Genomic DNA, 21,779 nt, shown 5'->3' with positions numbered 1-21,779 from the left:
TCCCTCTAATAAATCATTTATCAGATTCCCAACAGTGCGGCGCCGATAATGCCCGCATCGTTGCCGAGTTGTGCTTTGCAGATCTTGGTGCGGATTTTTGCGCCGCCGTACTGCTCTTTGTCTACGTATTCGCGCAGGGGCGCCAGCAAGGTCTCACCTTCATTGCAGATACCACCGCCGATGCAGAGAATGTCGGGCTGCAGGGTATTGACACAGTTGGCAAGACCGCATCCAAGATACGCGATATATTCGTCAACCACCTGTTTGCCGATGGGATCGCCCGCCCGCATGGCGTCAAAGGCGGTCCGTCCGCTGACCTTTTCGATGTCGCCATCCACCAGCTTCCAGATCGGCTGTTCCTTATCCGGATTTGCCATCATGGCTTCTTTGGTGCTGATGATCAGTCCGGTTGCCGCAGAGTACCGCTCCCAACAGCCGTTGCGCCCGCAGGAGCAGTGCCGGCCATTGAATACGATGACCGTATGTCCCATTTCACCGGCACAGTGATTGGTGCCGGCATAGATTTTTCCATCTATGATAATGCCGCTGCCAACGCCGGTGCCCAAAGTGATGGCAAGGCCGTTTTTGGCGCCTTTCAAAGCGCCGGCCTTGAACTCTCCATATGCCGCAGCGTTGGCGTCGTTTTCGACAATGACGTTCTTTTTCATTCTTTCTTGCAGCATTTGTTTTAACTGAAAGTTGTTAAAATACAGGTTGTTGGAGAACTCCACAACGCCGTTGTCGCGGTCGACCGTACCAGGGGTTCCGATTCCAACCCATGGAATGTCGTCGATAGAGATGCCGGCGTCCTCCAGAGCAGCAAAGGCAGTCACGGCGAGCTGTTCGCACATTTCCTCCGAAGAGCAGGGGACTTTTGTCTTGTTTTTTCCTCTTCCAATAATCTGATAGTTTTCATCTACAACGCCTACTGCGATATTGGTTCCGCCCAAATCAATTCCTAAATAATATGCCATTAAAAAAACCTCCTTGTGTTTTTACATAGAAATTAAGCAGCAACATTTCTTCATTCAATATATAACTCGTGTTAAATCATATCTCAACTTAGTATAACATTTTTTTATATAAAATGTAAATAAGGAACGCGCTTTTTTTCTGTGGTTTTCGTGAATAACGCTTTAAAAAAGAAGTAACAATGAGAAAGAGCGGGCAAAATCTGTTCCTCAAAGCACTTTTATGCTATAATAATAAAAATATGTGGATGGGAGATCATGCCGTGAGCTATGAAAACTTACCGGAAGAAATGCAGAACACATATACAAAAGCCTATTGGGAAGGCTTGCAGAAGAGAAAATTCTCACTGGCGGCAAAACGCGCCTTTGATATTTTTGTGTCAATGATCTTGTTGGCGATATTGTCCCCTTTTCTGTTACTATTGGCTGCCGCAATCAAATTGGATTCCAAGGGGCCGGTTTTCTATCGCCAGGTGCGGGTGGGAAAATACAATCAGGATTTTCGAATCTACAAATTTCGCACGATGGTTCAAAATGCCGATCAAATTGGCCCTTCCATCACCGTCGGACACGATCCGCGTATTACCAGGGTGGGGCATTTGATCCGTAAGTTTCGGCTAGATGAGGTATCTCAACTGTTAAATGTATTGAACGGTTCGATGAGCCTGGTCGGCCCCCGTCCGGAAATACGCAAATATGTGGATATTTATACGCCGGAGCAGATGGCTACCCTGTTGATTCGCCCGGGTATAACGGCGCCTGCCAGCATCGCCTTCAAGGATGAGGACGCGTTGCTCAGTTCCTGTGAAAATACCGATGAAGTTTATATCGAAAAAATTTTACCGCCTAAAATGGCTTTGAATCTGGAATATATGAAGAAGATTTCATTTTGGAAAGACATATGTATTCTGTTTCAGACGGTAATCGCCGTATTTATATCAAAAGGAGACAGCGAACATGCTGAATGAATTTTCCAGATCCCAGCTGCTGCTTGGCAAGCGGAGCATCCAACGGTTAAAAGAGTGCAGTGTCGCGGTTTTTGGGATTGGAGGCGTGGGAGGCTATACGGTTGAGGCTTTGGTACGCACGGGGATTGGACGGCTGCTGTTGATTGACAACGACACAGTCAGCTTAACCAATATCAACCGGCAGATCATTGCGGATCACCGGACGATCGGCATGCAAAAGGTGGACGTTATGAAGGAGCGTGCCCGCGCAATCAATCCAGAGGTTCAAATTGAATGCTACTCCATGTTTTTTCTGCCGGAAATGCCATCAGACTTTTTAGACGGCTGCGATTACATTGTAGACGCGGTGGATACCATTTCCGCAAAACTGGCGCTGGCAGAAATTGCCCGGGAAAAACAAATTCCCATCATCAGCAGCATGGGCGCGGGAAACAAGCTGGACCCAACACAATTTGAAATTGCCGATATTTACAATACATCGGTGTGCCCGCTTTGCCGGGTGATGCGCAGAGAACTGAAGAAAAGAAACATACCGGCGTTAAAGGTTGTATATTCCAAAGAACAGCCTGCTCCAAGGGAAGAAGCGGAAGAAATAGAAACGGACTCCTCCAAACGTCAGACTCCCGGCAGTGTGGCGTTTGTCCCGTCTGTTGCCGGACTGATCCTGGCTTCGGCAGTTGTAATGGATTTGACAGAAGGCATGCGGCCTGCTACATAAAGTCATATTCTTGCTGAATGAGGGAATACTGCCATAGGGGTGATTTTATGGTAGAAGGAAAAAACGGACTCTTGGCAAACAAGCAGTCCAAGAAGAAGTCCGGCGCAGAACAGAAGGCCGAAAAAGTAGCATCCATGATGAAACAAACGGGGAAAGGCAGCATCCTTTCGGACGTCGGCGGCAGCTATACCGGCACGCCCCAGGACGACCTGTATCCCGTCCAGGATGCAGACGACCTGTAACCAGATGATTTTCTGATATTTCAAACAAAAGGCCTTGCAGAGCATAATACTCTGCAAGGCCTTTTGGTGCCGCTGACCGGGATCGAACCGGTACAGTGTTTCCACCGAGGGATTTTAAGTCCCTTGCGTCTGCCAATTCCGCCACAGCGGCGAATGAACGAAAAATATTATACCATAGCAATACAATAAAATCAACGTTTTGTCGCCGCCAATTTGAGAGGAATTGGAATTTCTTTGCTTCTGTTTTTATTTGGCAATGCGCTTTCTGTGTGGAATTCCTTTTATTTTGTCGTATAATCCGCAGAGGCCCAACGCAGGGATTGTGATGAAAAACCAGAGGATCGAAAAGGGAAGGCAGACCTGTCCCAAAACATTGAGGGGAAGGTTGGAATAATCCCATACGTTCTGCTTCAACAGGACGTTGACGACAATGCCAGTCAAGAACTCCACAGAGGTGATAATGCCGGAACCGACACAGCATTTAAAGGACAGGCTTTTCTTTTTAAAAGGGCCATTGCAAAAACGGTTGATCAGGCAGAGGCATACACCGCCTGCAATTGACATGGAAACATCGCTATAGCCACGGCTGGCAATTTCCAAAGCGGGATAAATAATGCCTCCTGTGGCGAATAAAACAGCGTCTTTTTTCATAGTGTAGTGTTGTACCCTCCTGTTTGCATATCTTGTCACAATTGTTTGCAAATTGGGCAATAAATATACGGCCTACGCTGTTGCTATTCCTGATAAAAAAGGTATAATAGAAGCAGAATATTTTATTGGCTGCCACTGTCAAAAAAGTTGGCAGTTTGCGGCCGCGAAAGGAAGGTTTGTATGAAGATTTTCAGCGCACCGGATTACACCGCAATGAGCAGGAAAGCCGCAAATCTCATTTCCGCTCAGGTCATTTTAAAACCGGATTCCGTCCTTGGCCTTGCTACAGGTTCCACACCATTGGGGGTATATTCCCAATTGATCGACTGGTATGAAAAGGGAGATGTGGACTTTACAAAGGTACGCAGCGTTAATCTGGATGAATACTGCGGGCTGGCTCCGGAACATGAGCAAAGCTATCACTACTACATGAAGGAAAACTTCTTCAAGCATATTAATATTCAAATGGTAAATACGCATGTACCGGATGGCTTGGCAAAGGATGTTACAGCGGAAGGCCACCGCTATGACAAATTAATTGATAGCCTGGGCGGTATTGATCTGCAGTTGTTAGGCATTGGCAATACCGGCCATATTGGTTTTAACGAGCCGAGTGAGAGCTTTATTAAGGAGACGCACCGCGTTACTCTGAAGCAGAAAACAATCGATGCAAACGCCCGTTTTTTTGCCAGTAAAGAAGAAGTGCCGCGCTATGCGGTCACAATGGGCATCGGTGCGATTATGGGGGCAAAGAAGGTTCTGCTGGTTGCAAATGGTGCGGGAAAAGCGGAAATTCTCTATGAGTCCCTGTTTGGACCGATTACGCCGGAGGTTCCCGCGTCGATCCTGCAGGTGCATCCGGATGTCACCGTGGTTGGCGACGAGGCGGCGATGGCGGTTATTCGGGAAAAATGTCCCTCTGCAATCGATTGATTTTTATTAACAGGCAAAATAAAGGCTCTGATTTTACACGAAATTGTGTGTAAAATCAGAGCCTTAAATTTTCTGTATGGAAATGTCCACAGGTGAAGTATTATCACTTTACTTTGTTGAAACAGTAGAAAGATTGCTGTAAAAAACTTTCAAAAGCACCATGATTTGATTCTTATTTTTCTCTTTTTGCTAAGATTTAGAAAGAAATATTGTGCTAAATTTCATCTGGTTCTGATGGAATTCAAGTTGACAATATTTGACACATAGGTATATATTTAGAAATATCACAGGTTAAATAACAGATTTAAACAGGAATTAAATGTAAGATCTTTGATTTAGAATTTATGGAAAGGAAGTGTAAAGATGCGTTTTTCAAAACAGAGCCGGAAAGTAGCCTCTTTTTTATTGGCGCTTTCTATGATGGCCAGTCCTTTGACAGTGACGACAAGCTTTGCGAAAACATCTACGGAAAAGCTCGCGTCTCAGTTCACTGCCAGCGTACCAAATTCCGCATGGACGGAATCGGAAGAGGATTGGGATGAAGAAACGGGCGAAATGGAACGCGAACATTCTGGATATGTACAGCCGTTTATGAATCCATCCTATTTGCAGCAGGCTTATGTTCCCCAAACACTTGCAAGAGCAGCGAGAAGTTTCCCCAGAGCCTATGATATGCGCAATAAAGGTGAGATAAGGGATGAAACCCGAAATCAAACCCGTTGGGGAACCTGCTGGGCATTTGCGGCGGCCGGTTCGGCTGAGTCTGAATTATTTCCGGAGAATGACGTCGTTTTTTCGCCGCGTCATTTGGCGTATTTCACTTATAACGGCTTAGCAAACCCGGATGCGCCGGAGGATGGTACCGCAGGAGATACCTTCCAGCCTTGGGGTAACTCCTCAGATAAAACAAAGAACATGGCATATCCCTGGTATGAATTTGGCGGCAATACCTTTATGGCAAATGCAACCTTATCCAGAATTGGCTTCCAATTGGAAGAAGATGTCCCTTATCCGGAAAGCTACAATGATTTTAATTATGTCAACGGACAATACATTTTAAAAAATGACGAAAAATATGGAGAAGTGGGAGAAGAATACCACTATGTGGCTCCCTATTATTTGGTGGAAAGCAATTATTTGCCGACGAAAGATCAAGATGGAAAATGGAACGGCGCCGCGATTAAACAAGTGCTGATGGATGGCAGCAGCGTTTCTGTATCATACAAATCAGCAGAACCCAGTAAATATAACATTAAAAAAATTGATAAAGAAATATATGTGATGCAGCCATATAATGGCCCTGAGAAGGTAAATTTGGACCATGCAGTGCAGATTATTGGTTGGGATGACACGATTCCGGCTTCTTATTTTAAAAACAGCACAACCGGGAGACAGCCGAAAAACGACGGAGGTTGGCTGATTCGCAACAGCTGGGGCTTGGATGGCGATGTCAATTCGATGGATGGCTGTTTCTATCTTTCCTATGAAGACAGTTCCATTTCTGAAACCTGCCAGTTCATCGCTTCCGCAGACCAGCCGTATGATCACAATTACCAGTATGACGGCACCGGCTGGAGTACAACGCTCGGCTTGGCGGATAACCCCACAGCACCGATGAAAATGTCCAATGTGTTTACCGCAACAGGTAATGAGACCATTAAAGCGGCGGCATTTTATACAACAACCTACGATTGCACGTACTCTATTCAGGTTTATACCGATCTGCAGGATGACGCCGACCCAACCAGCGGCAAAAAAGCGTACAAAACAGAACAAACCGGTTCAAAACCGTACGCGGGTTATCACACGATTGAGCTAGACACTCCGGTTCCGGTTTATGAAGGTGAAAAGTTTGCGGTTGTTGTAACGATGAAAATTCCCAGAACCACCGATCAAATGTGGGATCATGAGACCATCTATCCGATTGCCTGCGAGCTGAACGGATATTGTGATGGTGTGACGGCTGAAGCCGATTGCAGCAGAGGAGAAAGCTTTGTCAGCTATGACGGCGAAGACTGGCTGGATATTTTGGATTATGAGGGAACTCTTTATGGCTCAGATGGAAAAAGTGAAGTTACGCTTGCAAACGTGTGCTTAAAGGCGCTGACTGTCGATGGACATGAGGCGTTTCTCGAAAAAGATGCGCTGATAAAAGCGGTTTCTAATGCCCAAAAGGCCCAAAGTACGTTGAATTATGTTTATGCGGATACAGAGAAGAGAGCGGCTTTTGATCAGGCTTTAAAAGATGCGGAAGAGCTTTTACAAAGCTTGGATGCAACGCAGGAAAAGCTTGATGCGGCTGCAGTAGAATTACAGGAAAAGCAGGCGCAGCTGGACGGCGCGAATTTTGTAAAAAACAAGCTGGGAGAAACCATTGCTAAAGCAACGGAAGTTAAAAATACATGCGTTTATACTGATGCAACCGCAAGCAGGAAAAGTGCCTTTGATGAGGCGCTGAAAAAAGCGGAGGGCCTTTTGCAAAATAAGGATGCGGCTCCTGAGGATATGGATACGGCAATGACTGCGTTGCAAGAAAAGCAGGGGCGATTGGATGGTGCGGAGGTTGTAAAAGAAAATCTGACCCAAGCAGTGTCTGCTGCAAAAGAAACAAAAGATGCGTATGATTACTTCTATGCGACCGCAGAGAAAAAAGCCGCCTTTGACAAGGCCTTGAGCACTGCGGAGGCGCTTTTGCAGAATCAGAGTGCGTCATTGGAAGAGATGAAGGCGGCAGCGGCAGAGTTACAGGAAAAGCAGGCGCAGTTGGACGGCGCAAATTTTGTAAAGGACAATCTGGAAGAAACCATTACTAAAGCAAAAGAGGTTGAAAATACAGCAGAGCATACCTATGCAACGGCAAGCAAAAAAGAAGCCTTTGATAAGGCTTTAAAGGATGCGGAAGAGCTTTTGGCGAATGAGCAAGCCGCTTTAAGGGAAATGGCTGCAGCAGAAACAGCGTTGCAGGAAAAGTTGAAGCAGTTGGACGGAATTCGTGTTGTAACGAATAAGCTGGATCAGGCGATAAGCAGCGCGAAGGCGGTTAAAAACGATTATCGTTATACCAAAGGTACAACCGATGTAAAAGCGGCGTTTGACGAGGCATTGAAGGCTGCGGAAGCAGTCCAGGCAAATCTGGATGCGACGCCGGATCAAAAGAATGCTGCGGCGGAGACACTTATTAATAAGCAGCGCCAATTGGACGGGAAAAAGCCTTCTTCTGGAGGCGGCGGTGGCAACGGTGGAGGAGGCAGTAGAAGAGATACCTCTTCTAACACAACGGGGGACGGAACCGCCGTGGCAACTGCCCCAACTGTTCCGGTTTTGACAATACCAACGGTAACGGTGCCTGCCCCAGCGTCTGTACGCTCTGATACAACGATGGAGTTTACATTGAAAAGAGGAAGCGCTTACTGCTTTAAAATGACCGTTTTAAATGGCAGTACCGCAATGCCAAGCTTTACCGTAGGCAACGGAAATATCTTTAAAACGCAATTTGTAGCGAAGATCGGCAATGACTACTATTTCCGCATTTGGGCAGTCGGCGCCCCGGGGACGAAAACAGGCGTGTATACCACGATGCCGGGCGAAGCGGCGCAGATGCATTGTTCGGTTGTCATAGGATAAAATCATATTTTAAAAGGGATGCAAGGCCATGCGTGGCGTTGCGTCCCTTTTGTATGGAGTCGTCCAATCGTCTTGCCTTTTGCAGTGGCTGAGGCCCTGTTTTATCAGATGAACTGCCGTTGTTTGACATTTTCTTTTTTTCCCTTTACAATAAAGAAACTTGCGATGGGTATGTTACAGTAGATGGGAACTTTTACCCCTAAAAAGGAGAATTTATCATATATGGAATGTAAAGAGCAAAGAAAGTTGGCGGTGGGAATTCTTGCCCATGTGGACGCTGGGAAAACCACGCTTTCAGAAGCAATGCTTTTTCAAAGCGGACAGCTGAAAAAGCTGGGCCGGGTAGACCATCAGAATGCTTTTCTGGATACGGAGTCGCTGGAACGGGAGAGAGGGATTACCATTTTCTCTAAGCAGGCGGTGCTTTCTGTAGGTAATCTGGAAATCACTTTGCTCGACACGCCAGGTCATGTAGATTTTTCCAGCGAAATGGAACGGACACTGCGGGTGCTGGATTATGCGGTGTTGGTCGTGAGCGGCACCGCAGGGGTGCAAGGCCATACCCGGACACTCTGGCAGCTTTTAAATAAATATCAGATTCCGACCTTTCTGTTTGTCAACAAGATGGATTTACCTGTAACCGGTCAGACGGCTTTATTGCAGGAATTAAAGCGGCTCAACGGCGGCTGCGTGGATTTCAGTGAGGGGCAGGTCCCAGCGGAGTTCTGGGAAAATATCGCGATGTGCGACGAATCGGCGCTGGAACACTTTTTAGCAACAGAAACATTTACCGATGAGGAAATTACCGACTTAATTGCACGGCGCAGGCTCTTTCCCTGCTATTTTGGTTCTGCGCTGAAATTGGATGGAGTAGACGCCTTTTTAAAGGGGTTGGAACGCTATACCTGCTGCAAAACGTTTCCGCCTGCTTTTGGCGCCAGAGTTTACAAGATTGCACGGGATTCGCAGGGGAACCGGCTGACCTATTTAAAAGTAACGGGGGGGAGCCTGCGGGTTCGCATGCCGCTGACAAACCGCAGGGACGAGCTTGCGGCGGACCAAATCTGGGAGGAAAAAATAGATCAGATTCGCATTTACTCAGGAACTAAATTTCGGGCAGTGGAGGAAGTGCAGGCGGGAACGGTCTGTGCGGTGACCGGATTGAGCCGGACGTATCCCGGTGAAGCCTTGGGTGCGGAAGAAGCGTCTGAGCCACCGGTGCTGGAACCAGTCATTACGTATCAGGTCCTTTTGCCGGACGGGTACGATCCTCATATTGCGTTGCTCAAACTGCGCCAGCTGGAAGAGGAAGACCCACAGCTTCACATTGTCTGGAATGAAATACTGAGGGAAATTCATATTCAGCTGATGGGTGAAGTGCAGATGGAAATTCTGCAAAAGTTGATTGCAGAACGGTTCGGATTGGAGGTTCAGTTTGGTACAGGCAGCATTGTTTACCGGGAAACGATCGCAGAACCGGTGGAGGGTGTCGGACATTTTGAACCACTGCGGCATTACGCGGAAGTCCATCTGTTGTTGGAGCCGGGTGAGCGGGGTAGCGGCCTGCAATTTGATACGGTTTGCAGCGAGGATGTGCTGGACCGCAATTGGCAGAGGCTGATTCTGACGCATCTGGAAGAACGCGTTCATGTGGGTGTATTGACAGGTTCTCCAATTACCGATATGAAAATAACGCTTATGGCAGGGCGCGCGCACGTGAAACATACGGAAGGTGGAGATTTCCGCCAAGCGACGTATCGGGCGGTGCGCCAGGGATTGATGTGTGCCAAAAGTGTTTTATTGGAGCCGTGGTACCGTTACCGTCTGGAAGTTCCGGTGGAATGTGTAGGGCGTGCCATGGCTGACCTGCAGCGAATGTCCGGAAATGCTTCCCAGCCGGAAACCGAAGGGGAAGAAGCGATCCTGACCGGTTTCGCTCCGGTTGCCTGTATGCGGGACTATTCCAAGGAGCTGGTATCCTACACCAAAGGCCGGGGAAGGCTATCCTGCGTTTTAGCGGGATATGATACATGCCATAACCCGGATGAAGTGATTGCAGAAATCGGGTATGAAAGTGAGCGGGATTTGGTTCATCCGGCAGATTCTGTATTTTGCGAGCACGGCGCGGGCTTTACTGTCAAATGGGACCAGGTGCGGAAACACATGCATGTGGACAGTGGTTTCAATCAGGAGGTGCGAGAGCCGGAGATAGAACAAGTTCCCACACGTGCGCCGCGTTCCGTCTCTTATGCCGGTACGCTGGAGCAGGACAAAGAGCTGCAAAGCATTTTTGAAAAGACTTATGGCCCCGTCAAACAGCGGGCGTTTCTGCCGCGGCCTGTACACAGGGAGGAAGACCAACAGGAGCATATTGAACTTCCACCAAGAAATATGGACCCTGAGTATTTGTTGGTGGATGGTTACAACATTATTTTTGCCTGGGAAGAATTGAAGGAGGCAGCGTGGGAAAATCTTGGTGCCGCGCGACAGGCGCTGATGGATTTACTCAGCAACTATCAGGGCTTCCGTAAATGTGAAGTTATCCTTGTTTTTGATGCTTATAAGGTGCCCGGCAATATTGGTGAAGTGTCGCGGTACCATAATATTTATGTGGTATATACAAAAGAGGCGGAAACGGCGGATGCCTACATTGAAAAAACGACTGCGGAGATAGGAAGAAAGTACCGTGTCCGTGTCGCTACCTCCGATGCGGCAGAACAGCTGATCATTTTAGGGCACGGAGCGCTGCGGCTCTCCGCGACCGGTTTCCGTGCGGAGATCGAGCAGGCCAACGGCCAAATTTCAGAAATCCTGGCGAATAATCGGCTCCGTATGAAGCCAATCAAAGTTAGGGATGCCTTGAGCACCCCTAAAAAAAGAAGTTAAATGTACATTCATACATTAAAAAAAACCGTATGACAGCGTAAGTAAAAGCTGTTTATACGGTTTTCTCTTTAATAAGATCAGATGGTCAATTTTTTTCTAAGTTCATACAATAGAGAGTTAAGAAAGGAGAGCGTCGGTCCGTCATTTATAAAGATGAAAGACAAAAACCGCTTTAGCGGTTGTCTTGCTTAAGCAAGGAGAATCATTTTGGATTTTAGTATGTTTTTGACATGGGATGTCCTGCTGTCCTTTGCCGGCGCGGCTGCCATTACCGGCCTTTTTACACAAATGCTGAAAAATGTAAAGGGGTTGGTAAAGATGCCGACACAGTGGTTAAGTTATTTCATTGCCGTGCTCATTCTGGGAATTGCTACCGCGGCGAAGGGCGGCTTTACGCAGTCCTGGAACGTTTGGGCGTTGATTCCTTTTAACGCAGCTTTGATCAGTACCGCCAGCAACGGCGCCTATCAAATGTTGCTGCGTATGCGCAATGGAAAACCGTCTATATAATCCTGAAATTTCGCAGCCTCACAATTTGATGAGGCTGCGTTTCATTTTGACAGAGCAGCTTTTATCCGTGGTAAAATGCTTTGTTATCTGTTATACTTAAGAAGTTTTATAGTAGGAATCTGACGAATCAGAATGCTGCGTTGTGTGGGTTCCAATTTAAGGGAAGAGATGCAGAGACCGTGTGGGAGAGGGGGGACTTGCGATGCAAAATCAAGTGAAAATATCCGTAAAAAATTTAGTGGAGTTCCTCCTGCGCAGCGGAAGTCTGGATAATCGCTTTGGCGGGATAAATCGGGCGGATGAGGGCGCGCGGATTCACCGTAAGCTGCAAAAAGCCGGAGGGGAAGGATACCAGGCGGAAGTTTTTTTGTCCTATACAGCCGAGCACCACGGAATCACCTATCAGGTTGAGGGACGGGCGGATGGCATTCTTACAAACGAAGAAGGAATCGTCATTGATGAAATCAAAACAACCTTGGTCCCTTTGGAACGGATCGCGGAAGACTTTAACCATGCACATTGGGGACAGGCCATGTGCTACGCTTATTTTTATGGGGTGCAGCATCAGCAGGAGAAAATAACCGTGCAGCTCCGTTATTATCATGTGGACACGGATCAGATCAAAGTGTTTCGGCGCATCTTTATGTTGGAAGAATTGCAAAGGTTCTATTTTGACCTTTTGGATCAATATGAGAAATGGGCGCAGTTGCAGCAGGGTTGGCTTGCGGTAAGACAACAATCCATACAGGAACTGAAGTTTCCTTTTTCATCTTATCGGGCAGGACAGAGGCAACTTGCGGCGGCTGTCTACCGTACGATTGCAGCTGACGGTATGTTGTTTTGCCAGGCGCCTACAGGCATTGGAAAGACCATGTCCACCTTATTTCCCGCGATAAAAGCGATGGGAGAGGATAAGACGGAACGCATTTTTTATCTGACGGCAAAGACGATTACTCGGCAGGTGGCGGAAGACGCGCTTCTTCGCATGAGGGAGAACGGCCTGCGGCTCAAAACGATCACACTGACCGCAAAAGATAAAATCTGCTTTTTAGAAGAACGAAACTGCAATCCGGAAGCGTGCCCGTATGCGGACGGATACTATCACCGCGTCAACGATGCCCTGTATGATCTGCTGGAGCATGAAGAGGCAATGACACGGCAGACGATCGCGTTGTACGCGGAAACGCATAAAGTGTGCCCGTTTGAACTGGCTTTGGACGCATCCCTCTGGTGCGACGCGATCGTTGGAGACTATAATTATCTGTTTGATCCGGTGGTTTACTTAAAACGGTTCTTTTCCGGTAAGAAAGAAAAGATTGTGTTCCTGATCGATGAGGCACATAATCTGGTGGATCGTTCTCGTTCCATGTATTCCGCTCTGCTCAGCAAAGCGCAGATTCTGGAGGCAAAAAGGCTGGTTGGCAAAGAGAACAAGCGCGTTTACCAGGCGTTGGGAAAAGTCAACGCGGAAATGCTCTCCATGCGCAAGCAATGTGAGGAACTGGGACAGAAGGGAATCACGCAGAAAGAATTTCCCAAAGAGCTGGTTCATCTGCTCCATCAGTTTATTCATTGTATGGAAGAGTGGATGGAGCGCCACCGGGGCGAATCAATGGTTCAAGAGGTTTTACAATGCTATTTTGACGCCCGCTTTTTCCTTAAAATAACGGAATTATACGACGACCATTATTTGACCTACATTGCGGTACAGGGGAGCGAGGTGCGTGTCAAACTCCTGTGCATGGACCCGTCCGCACTGCTTCGCCAGGCAATGGAGCGGGGCAGTTCCTCCATCCTGTTTTCGGCTACTTTTTCTCCGCTGGACTATTTTGCTTCCGTTTTGGGTGGGGATGAGACTTCAAAGAAATATGCGTTACCATCTCCATTTGACGCACAAAACTTAGGCGTTTTTATCGCGGGCGGGATCAGTACCAAGTACAACGACCGGGAGAAAAGTTTGCGGCCGATTGCCGACATGCTGTATGCCATGATGCGGGAGAAGCGCGGCAATTACATGGCCTATTTTCCCTCCTACCGGTATATGAACGATGTGTATGAGGTGTTTCGGACGGTTTATCCGCAGGTTCGCACGCTTTTGCAGAGCAGCGGCATGGGAGAAGTGGAACGGGAGCAGTTTTTGGAGCAATTTGATACGGCAGATTCGGAATCCCTTTTGGGATTCTGCGTTTTGGGCGGCGTCTATGCAGAGGGTGTGGATTTGCAGGGGGACCGCCTGATTGGAACGGCAATCATCGGCGTCGGGCTCCCGCAGATCAACGTGGAGCAAAATATTTTGCGGGACTATTATGATCAAGTCAACGGAATGGGATTCTCCTATGCCTACCAGTTTCCGGGAATGAACAAGGTGCAGCAGGCGGCCGGGCGCGTCATTCGCGGTGAGTCGGAACGCGGTGTCGTATTGCTGATCGACAGCCGTTTTACAACGAGTTCTTACCGTGCGCTGTTCCCTCCTCATTGGCAGCATGCTCAATATGTAAGAAATAGGGAAGAACTTTGCGAGAAATTACGCGAATTTTGGTAAGGTAATTTTCCTAAACTTCCAAATTCAAGTTGTAATCTCTTTTTTGTTTTATTATAATAAATACGATATTGCTCTTTTTGGGTATAAGGATGAGTGAGGTAAAAAATGAAAGCAGAAGTAGGATTTGATAACGACAAATATTTGGAGCTGCAATCGCAGCATATCTTGAAGCGAATTGATATGTTTGATAATAAGCTGTATCTGGAAATGGGCGGCAAGCTTTTTGACGATTATCACGCATCGCGCGTGCTGCCGGGCTTTCAGCCGGACAGTAAGATGAAGATGCTGCTTCAGCTTTCCGACCAGGTGGAAATTGTCATTGTCATTAATGCAGCGGATATAGAAAAAAGTAAGATTCGCGGAGATATTGGAATTACTTACGACGCCGACGTGCTGCGCCTGATCGATGCATTCCGCGATATCGGCCTTTATGTGGGAAGCGTGGTCATTGCACAGTATTCCGGCCAGCCGGTGGCGGATGCGTTCCGGAATTTACTGGAGAAAATGCACGTGCCGGTCTATCTGCACTATCCGATTGAAGGGTATCCGTCCAATATTGCGCACATTGTCAGCGACGATGGATTTGGGAAAAACCAGTATGTGGAGACAAGCCGTCCGCTGGTTGTTGTGACCGCGCCGGGACCTGGCAGCGGAAAAATGGCAACCTGCCTTTCTCAGCTTTATCATGAGTACAAGCATGGTCTCAAGTCCGGCTACGCGAAATTTGAGACCTTTCCCATTTGGAACCTGCCGTTGAAGCATCCGGTAAATCTGGCGTATGAGGCGGCGACAGCGGATCTGAATGATGTCAATATGATCGACCCATTCCATTTGGAGGCGTATGGGGAAACGACCGTAAACTATAACCGCGATGTGGAGGTCTTTCCGGTGTTAAATGCGATCCTGGAGAAAATAGCAGGCAACAGCCCGTATCATTCGCCCACGGATATGGGCGTCAATATGGTTGGCAATTGTATTATAGACGACGAAGCCTGCAAAGAGGCCTCCCGGCAGGAGATCATCCGCCGGTATTATCACGCCATGTGCGAGCAGAGACAGGGCCGCATTACGGAAGAGGCTGTTTTTAAACTGGAGCTCCTGATGAATCAGGCAGGCGTGACAGTCGCGGACCGGAAGGTTGCGGCACCCGCGTTAAAACGGGCGGAAGAGACAGGTATGCCCGCCGCGGCGATCGAACTGCGTGACGGCACCATTATCACGGGAAAAACCTCGTCTCTATTGGGCGCGTCCGCCGCGGTCCTGCTGAACGCGTTAAAGCATTTGGGCGGCATCAGCCATACCATGCCGTTGATTTCCCCCATTGTGATTGAACCCATCCAGAATTTAAAGACGCGCCACCTGGGGAATATCAATCCGCGCCTGCATACGGACGAAATCCTGATCGCACTTTCCATTTGCGCGGCGACAAATCCCACGGCGGAGCTTGCGTTGCGGCAGTTGGCCAGGCTGCGCGGCTGTGAGGCGCATTCCTCTGTGATTTTGTCGCAGGTAGACGAGATGACGTTCCGAAAATTGGGCGTGAACCTGACCTGTGAGCCAAAATACCAGACAAAGAAGCTTTACCATAAATAAGAGGAAAGACGGGAACCGTTACGATGCAGATTTTAGTGATCGACGGACAGGGCGGCGGAATCGGGAAATGCCTGATTGAGAAGCTTCGCCAGGCGATGCCGCAGGTGCAGATTGTCGCAGTGGGAACCAACTCGCTTGCAACCTCCGCCATGCTGAAAGCGGGGGCGAGCGTCGGTGCAACAGGCGAGAATCCTGCGATTTTCAATGCAAAGTCGGCGGATGTTATCGCCGGTCCAATCGGTATTATTATGGCAAATGCCATGTGGGGAGAGATTACGCCTGCGATGGCCGCCGCGGTATCCGGAAGCCCTGCCCAGAAAGTTTTGATTCCAATAGAAAAGTGCCGGATTCATGTTGCGGGCAATGTGGAAAAACCGCTGACCAGGTACATTGAGGAAGCAGTGGCTGCCATTCAGTCCTTTGCGCAGGAATAAATGTGGCAGAAAGAAGCGATCGTTTGGAATTTCTCCAAACGATCGCTTCTTTCTCTATGTTGTTATATAAGAGCAAAAAAGCTCCAAGGCGGATCTGTATTTTGCAGTGGGAGTAAATTTCATTGCAATGCTGTTATTCTGCGATCCGGAAAACCACCTGCACATCACCTGTTCCCAACGCTTCGGAAAGCCCGGCAGGATCGTCAATACTGCCCAATGGCGTGTAGCTGTAAGTGGTGGAAAAGTTCTCATAAAACAGCACCAGGCAATCGGAGCCAAAAAGCATCAGGTCGCCTGCACGGATGCTGGCCGGCCGGCTGGCGCTGGTGGGCAGTGTGTCGGAGAAATAATGGTATTTCTCATTGCCGTTCATTTCGCTCATGGTAAGCGTCAGAGGCAGTTTTTGTATAAGAGCGCGGGTCGTTTCATTGTCATGGAGCGTGGCGGTAAAGCTTTGGGTTCCCACTTTCACTTGAAGCGGCTGCATCGGAGCAGGATCCTCCTGAGAAGATGGCGGCTGCATTGTCTCCTGTTCTTTTGGTGCAGAAACGGCGGGGGAGGGGGCAGGCGCACTGGATTCTATTTCCTGAGGCGAAGTGGAAGCGGTCGTTTTTGATGCTTGAGGTGGGGCAGAGGAGACGGGCTTTGTTTCCTGTGGTGGAACTTCTTTCTGTGGCGGGGTGGAAGAGCTTGGCTCTTTGTCCGGCCCGGTCAATTCTTCCGCTGCTGTGATCCGTACTTCTCCGGACAGGGCCGGGATCTGCTCTGCGCCGGATACCGCTTCCCCGAGTTCATATAATCCGGAAGCGCCCTGGCAGGCCGTGTAAAAGAATGCGACGTCGCCCCATGGTTCGTAATAGGCAAGGGTTCCCGCGGGGCCTTGTGCCAAAGGGGTATTGCTTATGTCCAGCTTTTCAGGTGGGTAGAAAATCTTTTCGCTCCCCGCGTAATCCTCTATCTGTACTGTCAAGGGAAGCTGCCGGTAAAGCGAGTTTGCCGCGGTGCTGTCGTTCAGCTGGAACAGGATGACGTCGCCATCGGCGGTCTGTACCTGAACCAACAGGTCTTCCGGCAATGTCACTTCCATTGGCTGCGACGCTTCCATAGAAGAGCTGGATTCTGCGGCTGCGCTGTCAATGGCAGAAGAGACAGGCGCTTCTGCCTGCGGTTCCGGGGGCGTTGGACTGCAAGCTGCCAGTGATAGGGATAGCAGCAGTGCGGCGGCAAGGAACAGCTGCCGTTTCATGTTACACTCCCTCTTGCACAACGGCTTTTCCTATCTCATAGGCTTTTTGCAAAGCGGGATTGCCTTGGATACTTCCCACCGCGTCCGCGCCGCCGCCGAAGGCAACCCCGGCCAGCCGTGCCTTTTCAAAGCAGGAAATCCAGCCTTCCAGCCCATGGACGGTTCCCTCCACGGCGCTTTCCTCTGCTTCCGCCGCTGCAGCCAGCAGGTAAATGTCGCGGAATGCATAATCGGCGGAGTAAAGCGGATTGGCCCGGTCCAGCAAAGTTTTCATTTGGCCGCACATCCCATAATAGTAGACAGGGGTAGCAAAAACGATTGTGTCGGCAACGCGCATCTTTTGGGCGATAACGTCTGCGTCGTCGCGAATGACACACCGCTGGGTCTTCTGGCAGACCAGACAGCCTTTACAGAACCCAATGGTTTTATCATACAGGCAAATTTTTTCTACCTGCTGGCCGGCTTCCCGTGCGCCCCGGGCAAAGGCCTCGGCCAAAGCGTCGGAATTGCCGCCCTTGCGGGGACTGGTGGAAATGATCAGTATTTGCTTGCTCATAATAGTTTCCTCCTGTATTAATTGGAATGATTTTATCGTGAAATGTGTTTGATCACTTTTGCAGGGACGCCGCCCACCATCGTGTTTGCGGGAACATCCTTCGTCACCACCGCGCCGGCTGCCACAATCGCGCCGTCACCGATGGTTACGCCGGGACATACGGTGGAATTGGCGCCGATCCAGACATGGCATCCTATGACAATTGGAGCGGGATGCATGTCTTTTCGGTGGGCCGGGTCTATCTCGTGATTCAACGTTGCCAGCACCACGTTATGACCAATCAGGCTTCCCGCGCCGATGGTGATGCCGCCCTGGTCCTGGAAGCGGCAGCCGGAATTGATAAAGGCGCCTTTTCCCACTGTGATGTTCCTGCCAAAGTCGGTGTAAAAAGGGGGAAAGAGGGCAAAGGTTTTGTCCACCGGTTTGCCGATGATGCGTGCAAACAGCTCCCGGCACTCATCCAGATCATGAAAGCTGTTGTTGAGTTCCGCGGTCAGCCGCATCGCTTCAAACGCAGCCGCACTCATAAACTGATGCGTTTTCGATCCATTTACCACCCGTTCTCCGCGGTTCAGGTGATCCAAAAATTCCTGTAGTTCCATCCTCATTCATTCCTCCATTTGGGTTTGCCGGATTTGCTTTTTCTTTGCCATCTCTTACAGTTACATTATATCGACTCCCTTCTCGAATATCAAATACCTATATTAAATACATATCTATACTTGACAAGCATAAAAATTCGATGCTATAGTAAAAGTAAAGTGAAAGGAGGCGCGCAATGGAGCTTCGTGTATTGCGTTATTTTCTGGCGGTTGCCCGGGAAGAAAGCATCTCCGGTGCGGCTGATTACCTGCACCTGACCCAGCCGACGCTTTCCCGCCAGCTGATGGATCTGGAGGAGGAGCTGGGAAAAAAGCTGTTTATCCGGGGAAACCGGAAAATCGTTTTGACCGAGGACGGGGTGCTCCTGCGGAAGCGGGCCAATGAAATTGTGGAACTGGTGGAGAAAACGGAATCTGAATTTCGTGAGACGGAAGACGTCACCGTCGGTGACATCTATATTGGCGGGGGAGAGAGCGACGCGATTCGTTTGATCGCCCAGACCGCGCGGGAACTGCAAATCAAATGTCCGCTGATTCGGTACCATCTGTTCAGCGGCAATGCAGACGACGTGGGGGAGCGGCTGGACAAAGGCCTTCTGGACTTCGGCATCATGATTGAGCCCAGCGACATGAAAAAGTACGACTATCTCAAGCTTCCTGTCACGGATGTTTGGGGCGTATTGATGCGTCAGGACAGCGCTCTGGCACAAAAAGAAAGCATCCGCGCGGAGGACTTGTGGGACGTTCCGCTGTTGCTTTCCCGGCAGGCGCTGGGCAAAAGCCGCGTGTCCGACTGGCTGGGACGGGGATACGATTCCCTGCATGTTGCAGCGACTTACAACCTGATCTTTAACGCCTCCCTGATGGTGGAAGAGGGATTGGGATACGCGCTGACATTGGATAAGCTGGTAAACACCGCCGGGAACAGCCCGCTTTGCTTCCGGCCGGTTGAGCCGCGTCTGGAATCGCCGCTTTACATCGTCTGGAAGAAGTACCAGATATTTTCCAGAGCGACGGAACGATTTTTGCAGATGCTTCGGGAAAAGTTTCAGGCGGAGTAAGTCCGCATATAAAAATAAAACAGCCCTGACTTGCCTTTGCGGGCAGATCAGGGCCGTTTTATTTTATGCTGAGTTTTGGCTGTTTACCGTTCATGATTTCAAAGGCGGATGCAACGTTTGTAATCCAGCTGTCAATTTTTTCCCGCGGTACGATTACCGGCATGCGATCATGAATATTTATAACGGATTCGTTTGCCGCAGTGGTCATGATCACATAGCGCCGCTCGCCCTGGTAGTCGCTATAAAGACCGGCCATATAGAGCGATCCCGAAGCGGGGAGCGTAAAGCGGCGCTTTTGCTTTTCTGCATCCCATTCATAAAAGCCGGTGCTGGGCACCACGCAGCGGCGTGTCATCAGGCTTTTGCTGAAGGTCCTCTTTTCCGCAGCCGTTTCCGACCGTGCGTTGATAATGGTGCTTTTGCCGTTAAAGGAAGGGAAGCCCCATTTTGCGGCATCCGCAGCCACACCTTTTTCCGTATGCAATAAAATAGGCGCCACGTTGGTAGGGAATATTTCACCTGTTTTTACACAGCCCTCGCCGTGCTTGCGTTCTACTTCTTCAATGATCTTTCTTATATCTTCATATTCACTGTCCGTAAACAGCGTATATCGTCCGCACATATTATCCTCCTGCTGATAAGGCGGGGGCTTCCACAAACCATCCCGGCCCTTCGTACCATAAATAGCGTTCTTTACCGAGAATCCTGATCCGGTATCGTGTACCCACGCCGCCGGCCTTGAGGCTTGCCGCGCGCCTGGCGTCCAGCACCCGGTCAATCTCAAAATGCCTGCCGTCCTCCCAGGTGATGGCGGTAGGGAACAGGCGGCCGTCTGAGCCGAAATGCGCATCGACTTCTACATATACTTTCCGGGTTTCCATAATGCGCACCTCTTATCCGTTATTTTAGAAAGCCGACCGGATGAATCACATGGTCGGCCTTTGGGTCTAAGTGGGACAACGCATGGTCGGTCAGGGCAATTCCTCGTTGTATAATAAAATGCCCAAATCGGCGCCGAATATCATCGACGGCATGCTCCAGGTCATCCTGGCGCTGGGCACAGGAGATTTCCGGCAAAAATGAAATCTGGATATTTTCAGCCAGCGACAGCCCGCAGGCACGCACGCCCAGGCTGCGGATGGCTTTATCCGGCAGGCGGTGCTTTTGGTATAAATGAAAAGCGGCTTGGAAAAGGCTTTCTGAATTGCAGATGGGAAAATCCAGCTTGAGCTGGCGCTCACAGGACCAGAGGTCGACGTACCGCATGGAAATCTGTACGGTATCGCATTGAAAGTTCTGTTCCCGGAGCCGTTCCGCGACGCTTTCACAGAGGATAAACAGTGTGATTTTGACGTCGTCATCCGATACTAAATCCTTGGGCGTCGTGGTGCTGTTGCCGACTGATTTTATGACCGGATGCACGCCTGCGTTGGTGACGGCGGAGGCGTCATGCCCGTTGGCAAAGCTCCACAGCATCAATCCGATTTTGCCGAGCAGGCCCCGCAAAAAATCCGTATGCGCCAGAGCCAAATCTCCAATGGTATGAATGGCGTAGCTCTGGAGCTTGCGCGCGGTTGCAGGCCCCACATAAAGCAGGTCCGACATAGGCAGGGGCCACACTACGTCACGGTAGTTGTCCCGTGTAATCACGGTTGTTGCATCCGGCTTTTTCAGGTCGCTGCCTAACTTTGCAAAAATTTTGTTAAAGGAGACACCTACAGAGGCGGTGATGCCCAGTTCGTATTTGATGCGGCGGCGCAGCTCGTCGGCAATGGTACGTCCGTCTCCCAGCAGGTGCGTACTGCCGCTGACGTCCAACCAGCATTCATCCAGACCAAAACTCTCTACCTGGTCGGTATAGTCGCTGTAGATTTCTCGCGCGAGCGCTGAAAATTGCAGATACCGGTCAAAGTGGGGAGGGACGAATATAATTTCCGGGCAAAGTTGCTTTGCCATCCAGAGCGGGTTCCCGGTCGCCACGCCAAACCGCTTGGCCTCGTAGTTTTTGGCCAGTACAATCCCGTGCCGCTGTTCCACGTCGCCCGCAACCGCGACCGGCCTGCCGCGCAGTTTAGGTTGATACAGACATTCCACGCTGGCATAAAAATTGTTCATATCACAGTGTAAGACAACGCGTTCCATTTTCTTCACCTCAAACACACGTTCTGTTTACCTATATTATAGAACGTGCGTTTGGTACTATTCAAGCGGTAAATGATGGTAGATCTTTATTTGAAATGAT

19 protein-coding genes and 1 tRNA gene are annotated in these 21,779 nt (G+C 49.4%); 11 read left to right on the top strand and 9 right to left on the bottom strand.

Translation table 11 applies throughout. The annotated features are described in order from the left end of the window. Positions 1 to 20: 20 nt before the first annotated feature. On the bottom strand, positions 21 to 974 hold the full coding sequence (locus BN2106_RS08965; RefSeq protein WP_050698204.1) for an ROK family protein: 954 nt from the start codon (positions 972 to 974) through the stop codon (positions 21 to 23). 260 nt (positions 975 to 1,234) lie between these two features. On the opposite strand from BN2106_RS08965, the gene BN2106_RS08960 reads away from it, so the two are divergent. Genes BN2106_RS08960 through BN2106_RS08950 form a run of 3 tightly spaced genes read left to right on the top strand, consistent with a single transcriptional unit; the run spans position 1,235 to position 2,899 of the window. Next, a complete protein-coding gene (locus BN2106_RS08960) occupies positions 1,235 to 1,939 on the top strand; it encodes a sugar transferase (RefSeq protein WP_330379811.1) in 705 nt (234 codons plus the stop codon). After that, positions 1,929 to 2,657, top strand: coding sequence for a tRNA threonylcarbamoyladenosine dehydratase (locus BN2106_RS08955; protein WP_050698203.1), 729 nt, complete (start codon positions 1,929 to 1,931; stop codon positions 2,655 to 2,657). The genes BN2106_RS08960 and BN2106_RS08955 overlap by 11 nt, the downstream gene beginning before the upstream one ends. A gap of 47 nt (positions 2,658 to 2,704) precedes the next feature. Beyond that, positions 2,705 to 2,899 (top strand): hypothetical protein, encoded by a 195-nt coding sequence (locus BN2106_RS08950; RefSeq protein WP_050698202.1) that lies wholly within the window; start codon positions 2,705 to 2,707, stop codon positions 2,897 to 2,899. A 64-nt stretch (positions 2,900 to 2,963) separates the two neighbouring features. Here BN2106_RS08950 and BN2106_RS08945 read toward each other — a convergent pair. Then, positions 2,964 to 3,050, bottom strand: a tRNA-Leu gene (locus tag BN2106_RS08945). 95 nt (positions 3,051 to 3,145) lie between these two features. Then, the gene (locus tag BN2106_RS08940; RefSeq protein WP_050698201.1) at positions 3,146 to 3,550 is read right to left on the bottom strand and encodes a putative ABC transporter permease; all 405 of its coding nucleotides are present in this window, start codon (positions 3,548 to 3,550) and stop codon (positions 3,146 to 3,148) included. Between the two features lie 180 nt (positions 3,551 to 3,730). Here BN2106_RS08940 and nagB point away from each other — a divergent pair, with 180 nt between their 5' ends. The 7 genes from nagB (at position 3,731) to BN2106_RS08905 (ending at position 16,072) form a co-directional block, all read left to right on the top strand. Then, positions 3,731 to 4,483, top strand: coding sequence for a glucosamine-6-phosphate deaminase (nagB, locus tag BN2106_RS08935; RefSeq protein WP_050698200.1), 753 nt, complete (start codon positions 3,731 to 3,733; stop codon positions 4,481 to 4,483). Positions 4,484 to 4,846: 363 nt separating this feature from the next. Continuing rightward, on the top strand, positions 4,847 to 8,107 hold the full coding sequence (locus BN2106_RS08930) for a lectin like domain-containing protein (protein ID WP_050698199.1): 3,261 nt from the start codon (positions 4,847 to 4,849) through the stop codon (positions 8,105 to 8,107). A gap of 222 nt (positions 8,108 to 8,329) precedes the next feature. Beyond that, positions 8,330 to 10,993: a translation factor GTPase family protein gene (locus BN2106_RS08925; RefSeq protein WP_050698198.1), complete on the top strand. Its 2,664-nt coding sequence runs from the start codon at positions 8,330 to 8,332 to the stop codon at positions 10,991 to 10,993. 207 nt (positions 10,994 to 11,200) lie between these two features. After that, on the top strand, positions 11,201 to 11,503 hold the full coding sequence (locus tag BN2106_RS08920) for a hypothetical protein (protein ID WP_154666463.1): 303 nt from the start codon (positions 11,201 to 11,203) through the stop codon (positions 11,501 to 11,503). A gap of 202 nt (positions 11,504 to 11,705) precedes the next feature. Then, the gene (locus BN2106_RS08915) at positions 11,706 to 14,045 is read left to right on the top strand and encodes an ATP-dependent DNA helicase (protein ID WP_050698196.1); all 2,340 of its coding nucleotides are present in this window, start codon (positions 11,706 to 11,708) and stop codon (positions 14,043 to 14,045) included. A 105-nt stretch (positions 14,046 to 14,150) separates the two neighbouring features. Beyond that, on the top strand, positions 14,151 to 15,638 hold the full coding sequence (locus BN2106_RS08910; protein WP_050698195.1) for a DUF1846 domain-containing protein: 1,488 nt from the start codon (positions 14,151 to 14,153) through the stop codon (positions 15,636 to 15,638). A gap of 23 nt (positions 15,639 to 15,661) precedes the next feature. Then, positions 15,662 to 16,072 (top strand): DUF3842 family protein, encoded by a 411-nt coding sequence (locus BN2106_RS08905; protein WP_050698194.1) that lies wholly within the window; start codon positions 15,662 to 15,664, stop codon positions 16,070 to 16,072. A 133-nt stretch (positions 16,073 to 16,205) separates the two neighbouring features. Here BN2106_RS08905 and BN2106_RS16750 read toward each other — a convergent pair whose 3' ends face one another. The 3 genes from BN2106_RS16750 to BN2106_RS08890 are packed head-to-tail and all read right to left on the bottom strand — an operon-like array spanning position 16,206 to position 18,476. Then, on the bottom strand, positions 16,206 to 17,318 hold the full coding sequence (locus BN2106_RS16750) for a cyclophilin-like fold protein (RefSeq protein ID WP_242846285.1): 1,113 nt from the start codon (positions 17,316 to 17,318) through the stop codon (positions 16,206 to 16,208). A gap of 1 nt (position 17,319) precedes the next feature. Next, positions 17,320 to 17,874 carry a flavodoxin family protein gene (locus BN2106_RS08895; protein WP_050698193.1) on the bottom strand — a complete coding sequence of 185 codons (555 nt, stop codon included), beginning with the start codon at positions 17,872 to 17,874 and terminating at the stop codon, positions 17,320 to 17,322. Between the two features lie 32 nt (positions 17,875 to 17,906). Then, positions 17,907 to 18,476, bottom strand: coding sequence for a sugar O-acetyltransferase (locus BN2106_RS08890; RefSeq protein ID WP_195891812.1), 570 nt, complete (start codon positions 18,474 to 18,476; stop codon positions 17,907 to 17,909). 176 nt (positions 18,477 to 18,652) lie between these two features. On the opposite strand from BN2106_RS08890, the gene BN2106_RS08885 reads away from it, so the two are divergent. Further along, positions 18,653 to 19,537: a LysR family transcriptional regulator gene (locus BN2106_RS08885; protein ID WP_050698191.1), complete on the top strand. Its 885-nt coding sequence runs from the start codon at positions 18,653 to 18,655 to the stop codon at positions 19,535 to 19,537. Positions 19,538 to 19,595: 58 nt separating this feature from the next. Here BN2106_RS08885 and BN2106_RS08880 read toward each other — a convergent pair whose 3' ends face one another. Genes BN2106_RS08880 through dinB form a run of 3 tightly spaced genes read right to left on the bottom strand, consistent with a single transcriptional unit; the run spans position 19,596 to position 21,679 of the window. Next, positions 19,596 to 20,159 (bottom strand): SOS response-associated peptidase, encoded by a 564-nt coding sequence (locus BN2106_RS08880; RefSeq protein ID WP_050698190.1) that lies wholly within the window; start codon positions 20,157 to 20,159, stop codon positions 19,596 to 19,598. Position 20,160: 1 nt separating this feature from the next. Continuing rightward, positions 20,161 to 20,418 carry a hypothetical protein gene (locus tag BN2106_RS08875; protein ID WP_050698189.1) on the bottom strand — a complete coding sequence of 86 codons (258 nt, stop codon included), beginning with the start codon at positions 20,416 to 20,418 and terminating at the stop codon, positions 20,161 to 20,163. Positions 20,419 to 20,437: 19 nt separating this feature from the next. After that, positions 20,438 to 21,679, bottom strand: coding sequence for a DNA polymerase IV (gene dinB, locus BN2106_RS08870; protein WP_050698188.1), 1,242 nt, complete (start codon positions 21,677 to 21,679; stop codon positions 20,438 to 20,440). Between the last annotated feature and the right edge of the window lie 100 nt (positions 21,680 to 21,779).

The sequence above is a fragment of the Anaeromassilibacillus senegalensis genome, from assembly GCF_001261775.1.
In the GTDB taxonomy this organism is placed as follows: Bacteria; Bacillota; Clostridia; order Oscillospirales; family Acutalibacteraceae; genus Anaeromassilibacillus; species Anaeromassilibacillus senegalensis.
Note: the sequence above shows the minus strand (reverse complement) of the source record. Positions and strands in the feature narration are given on the sequence as shown.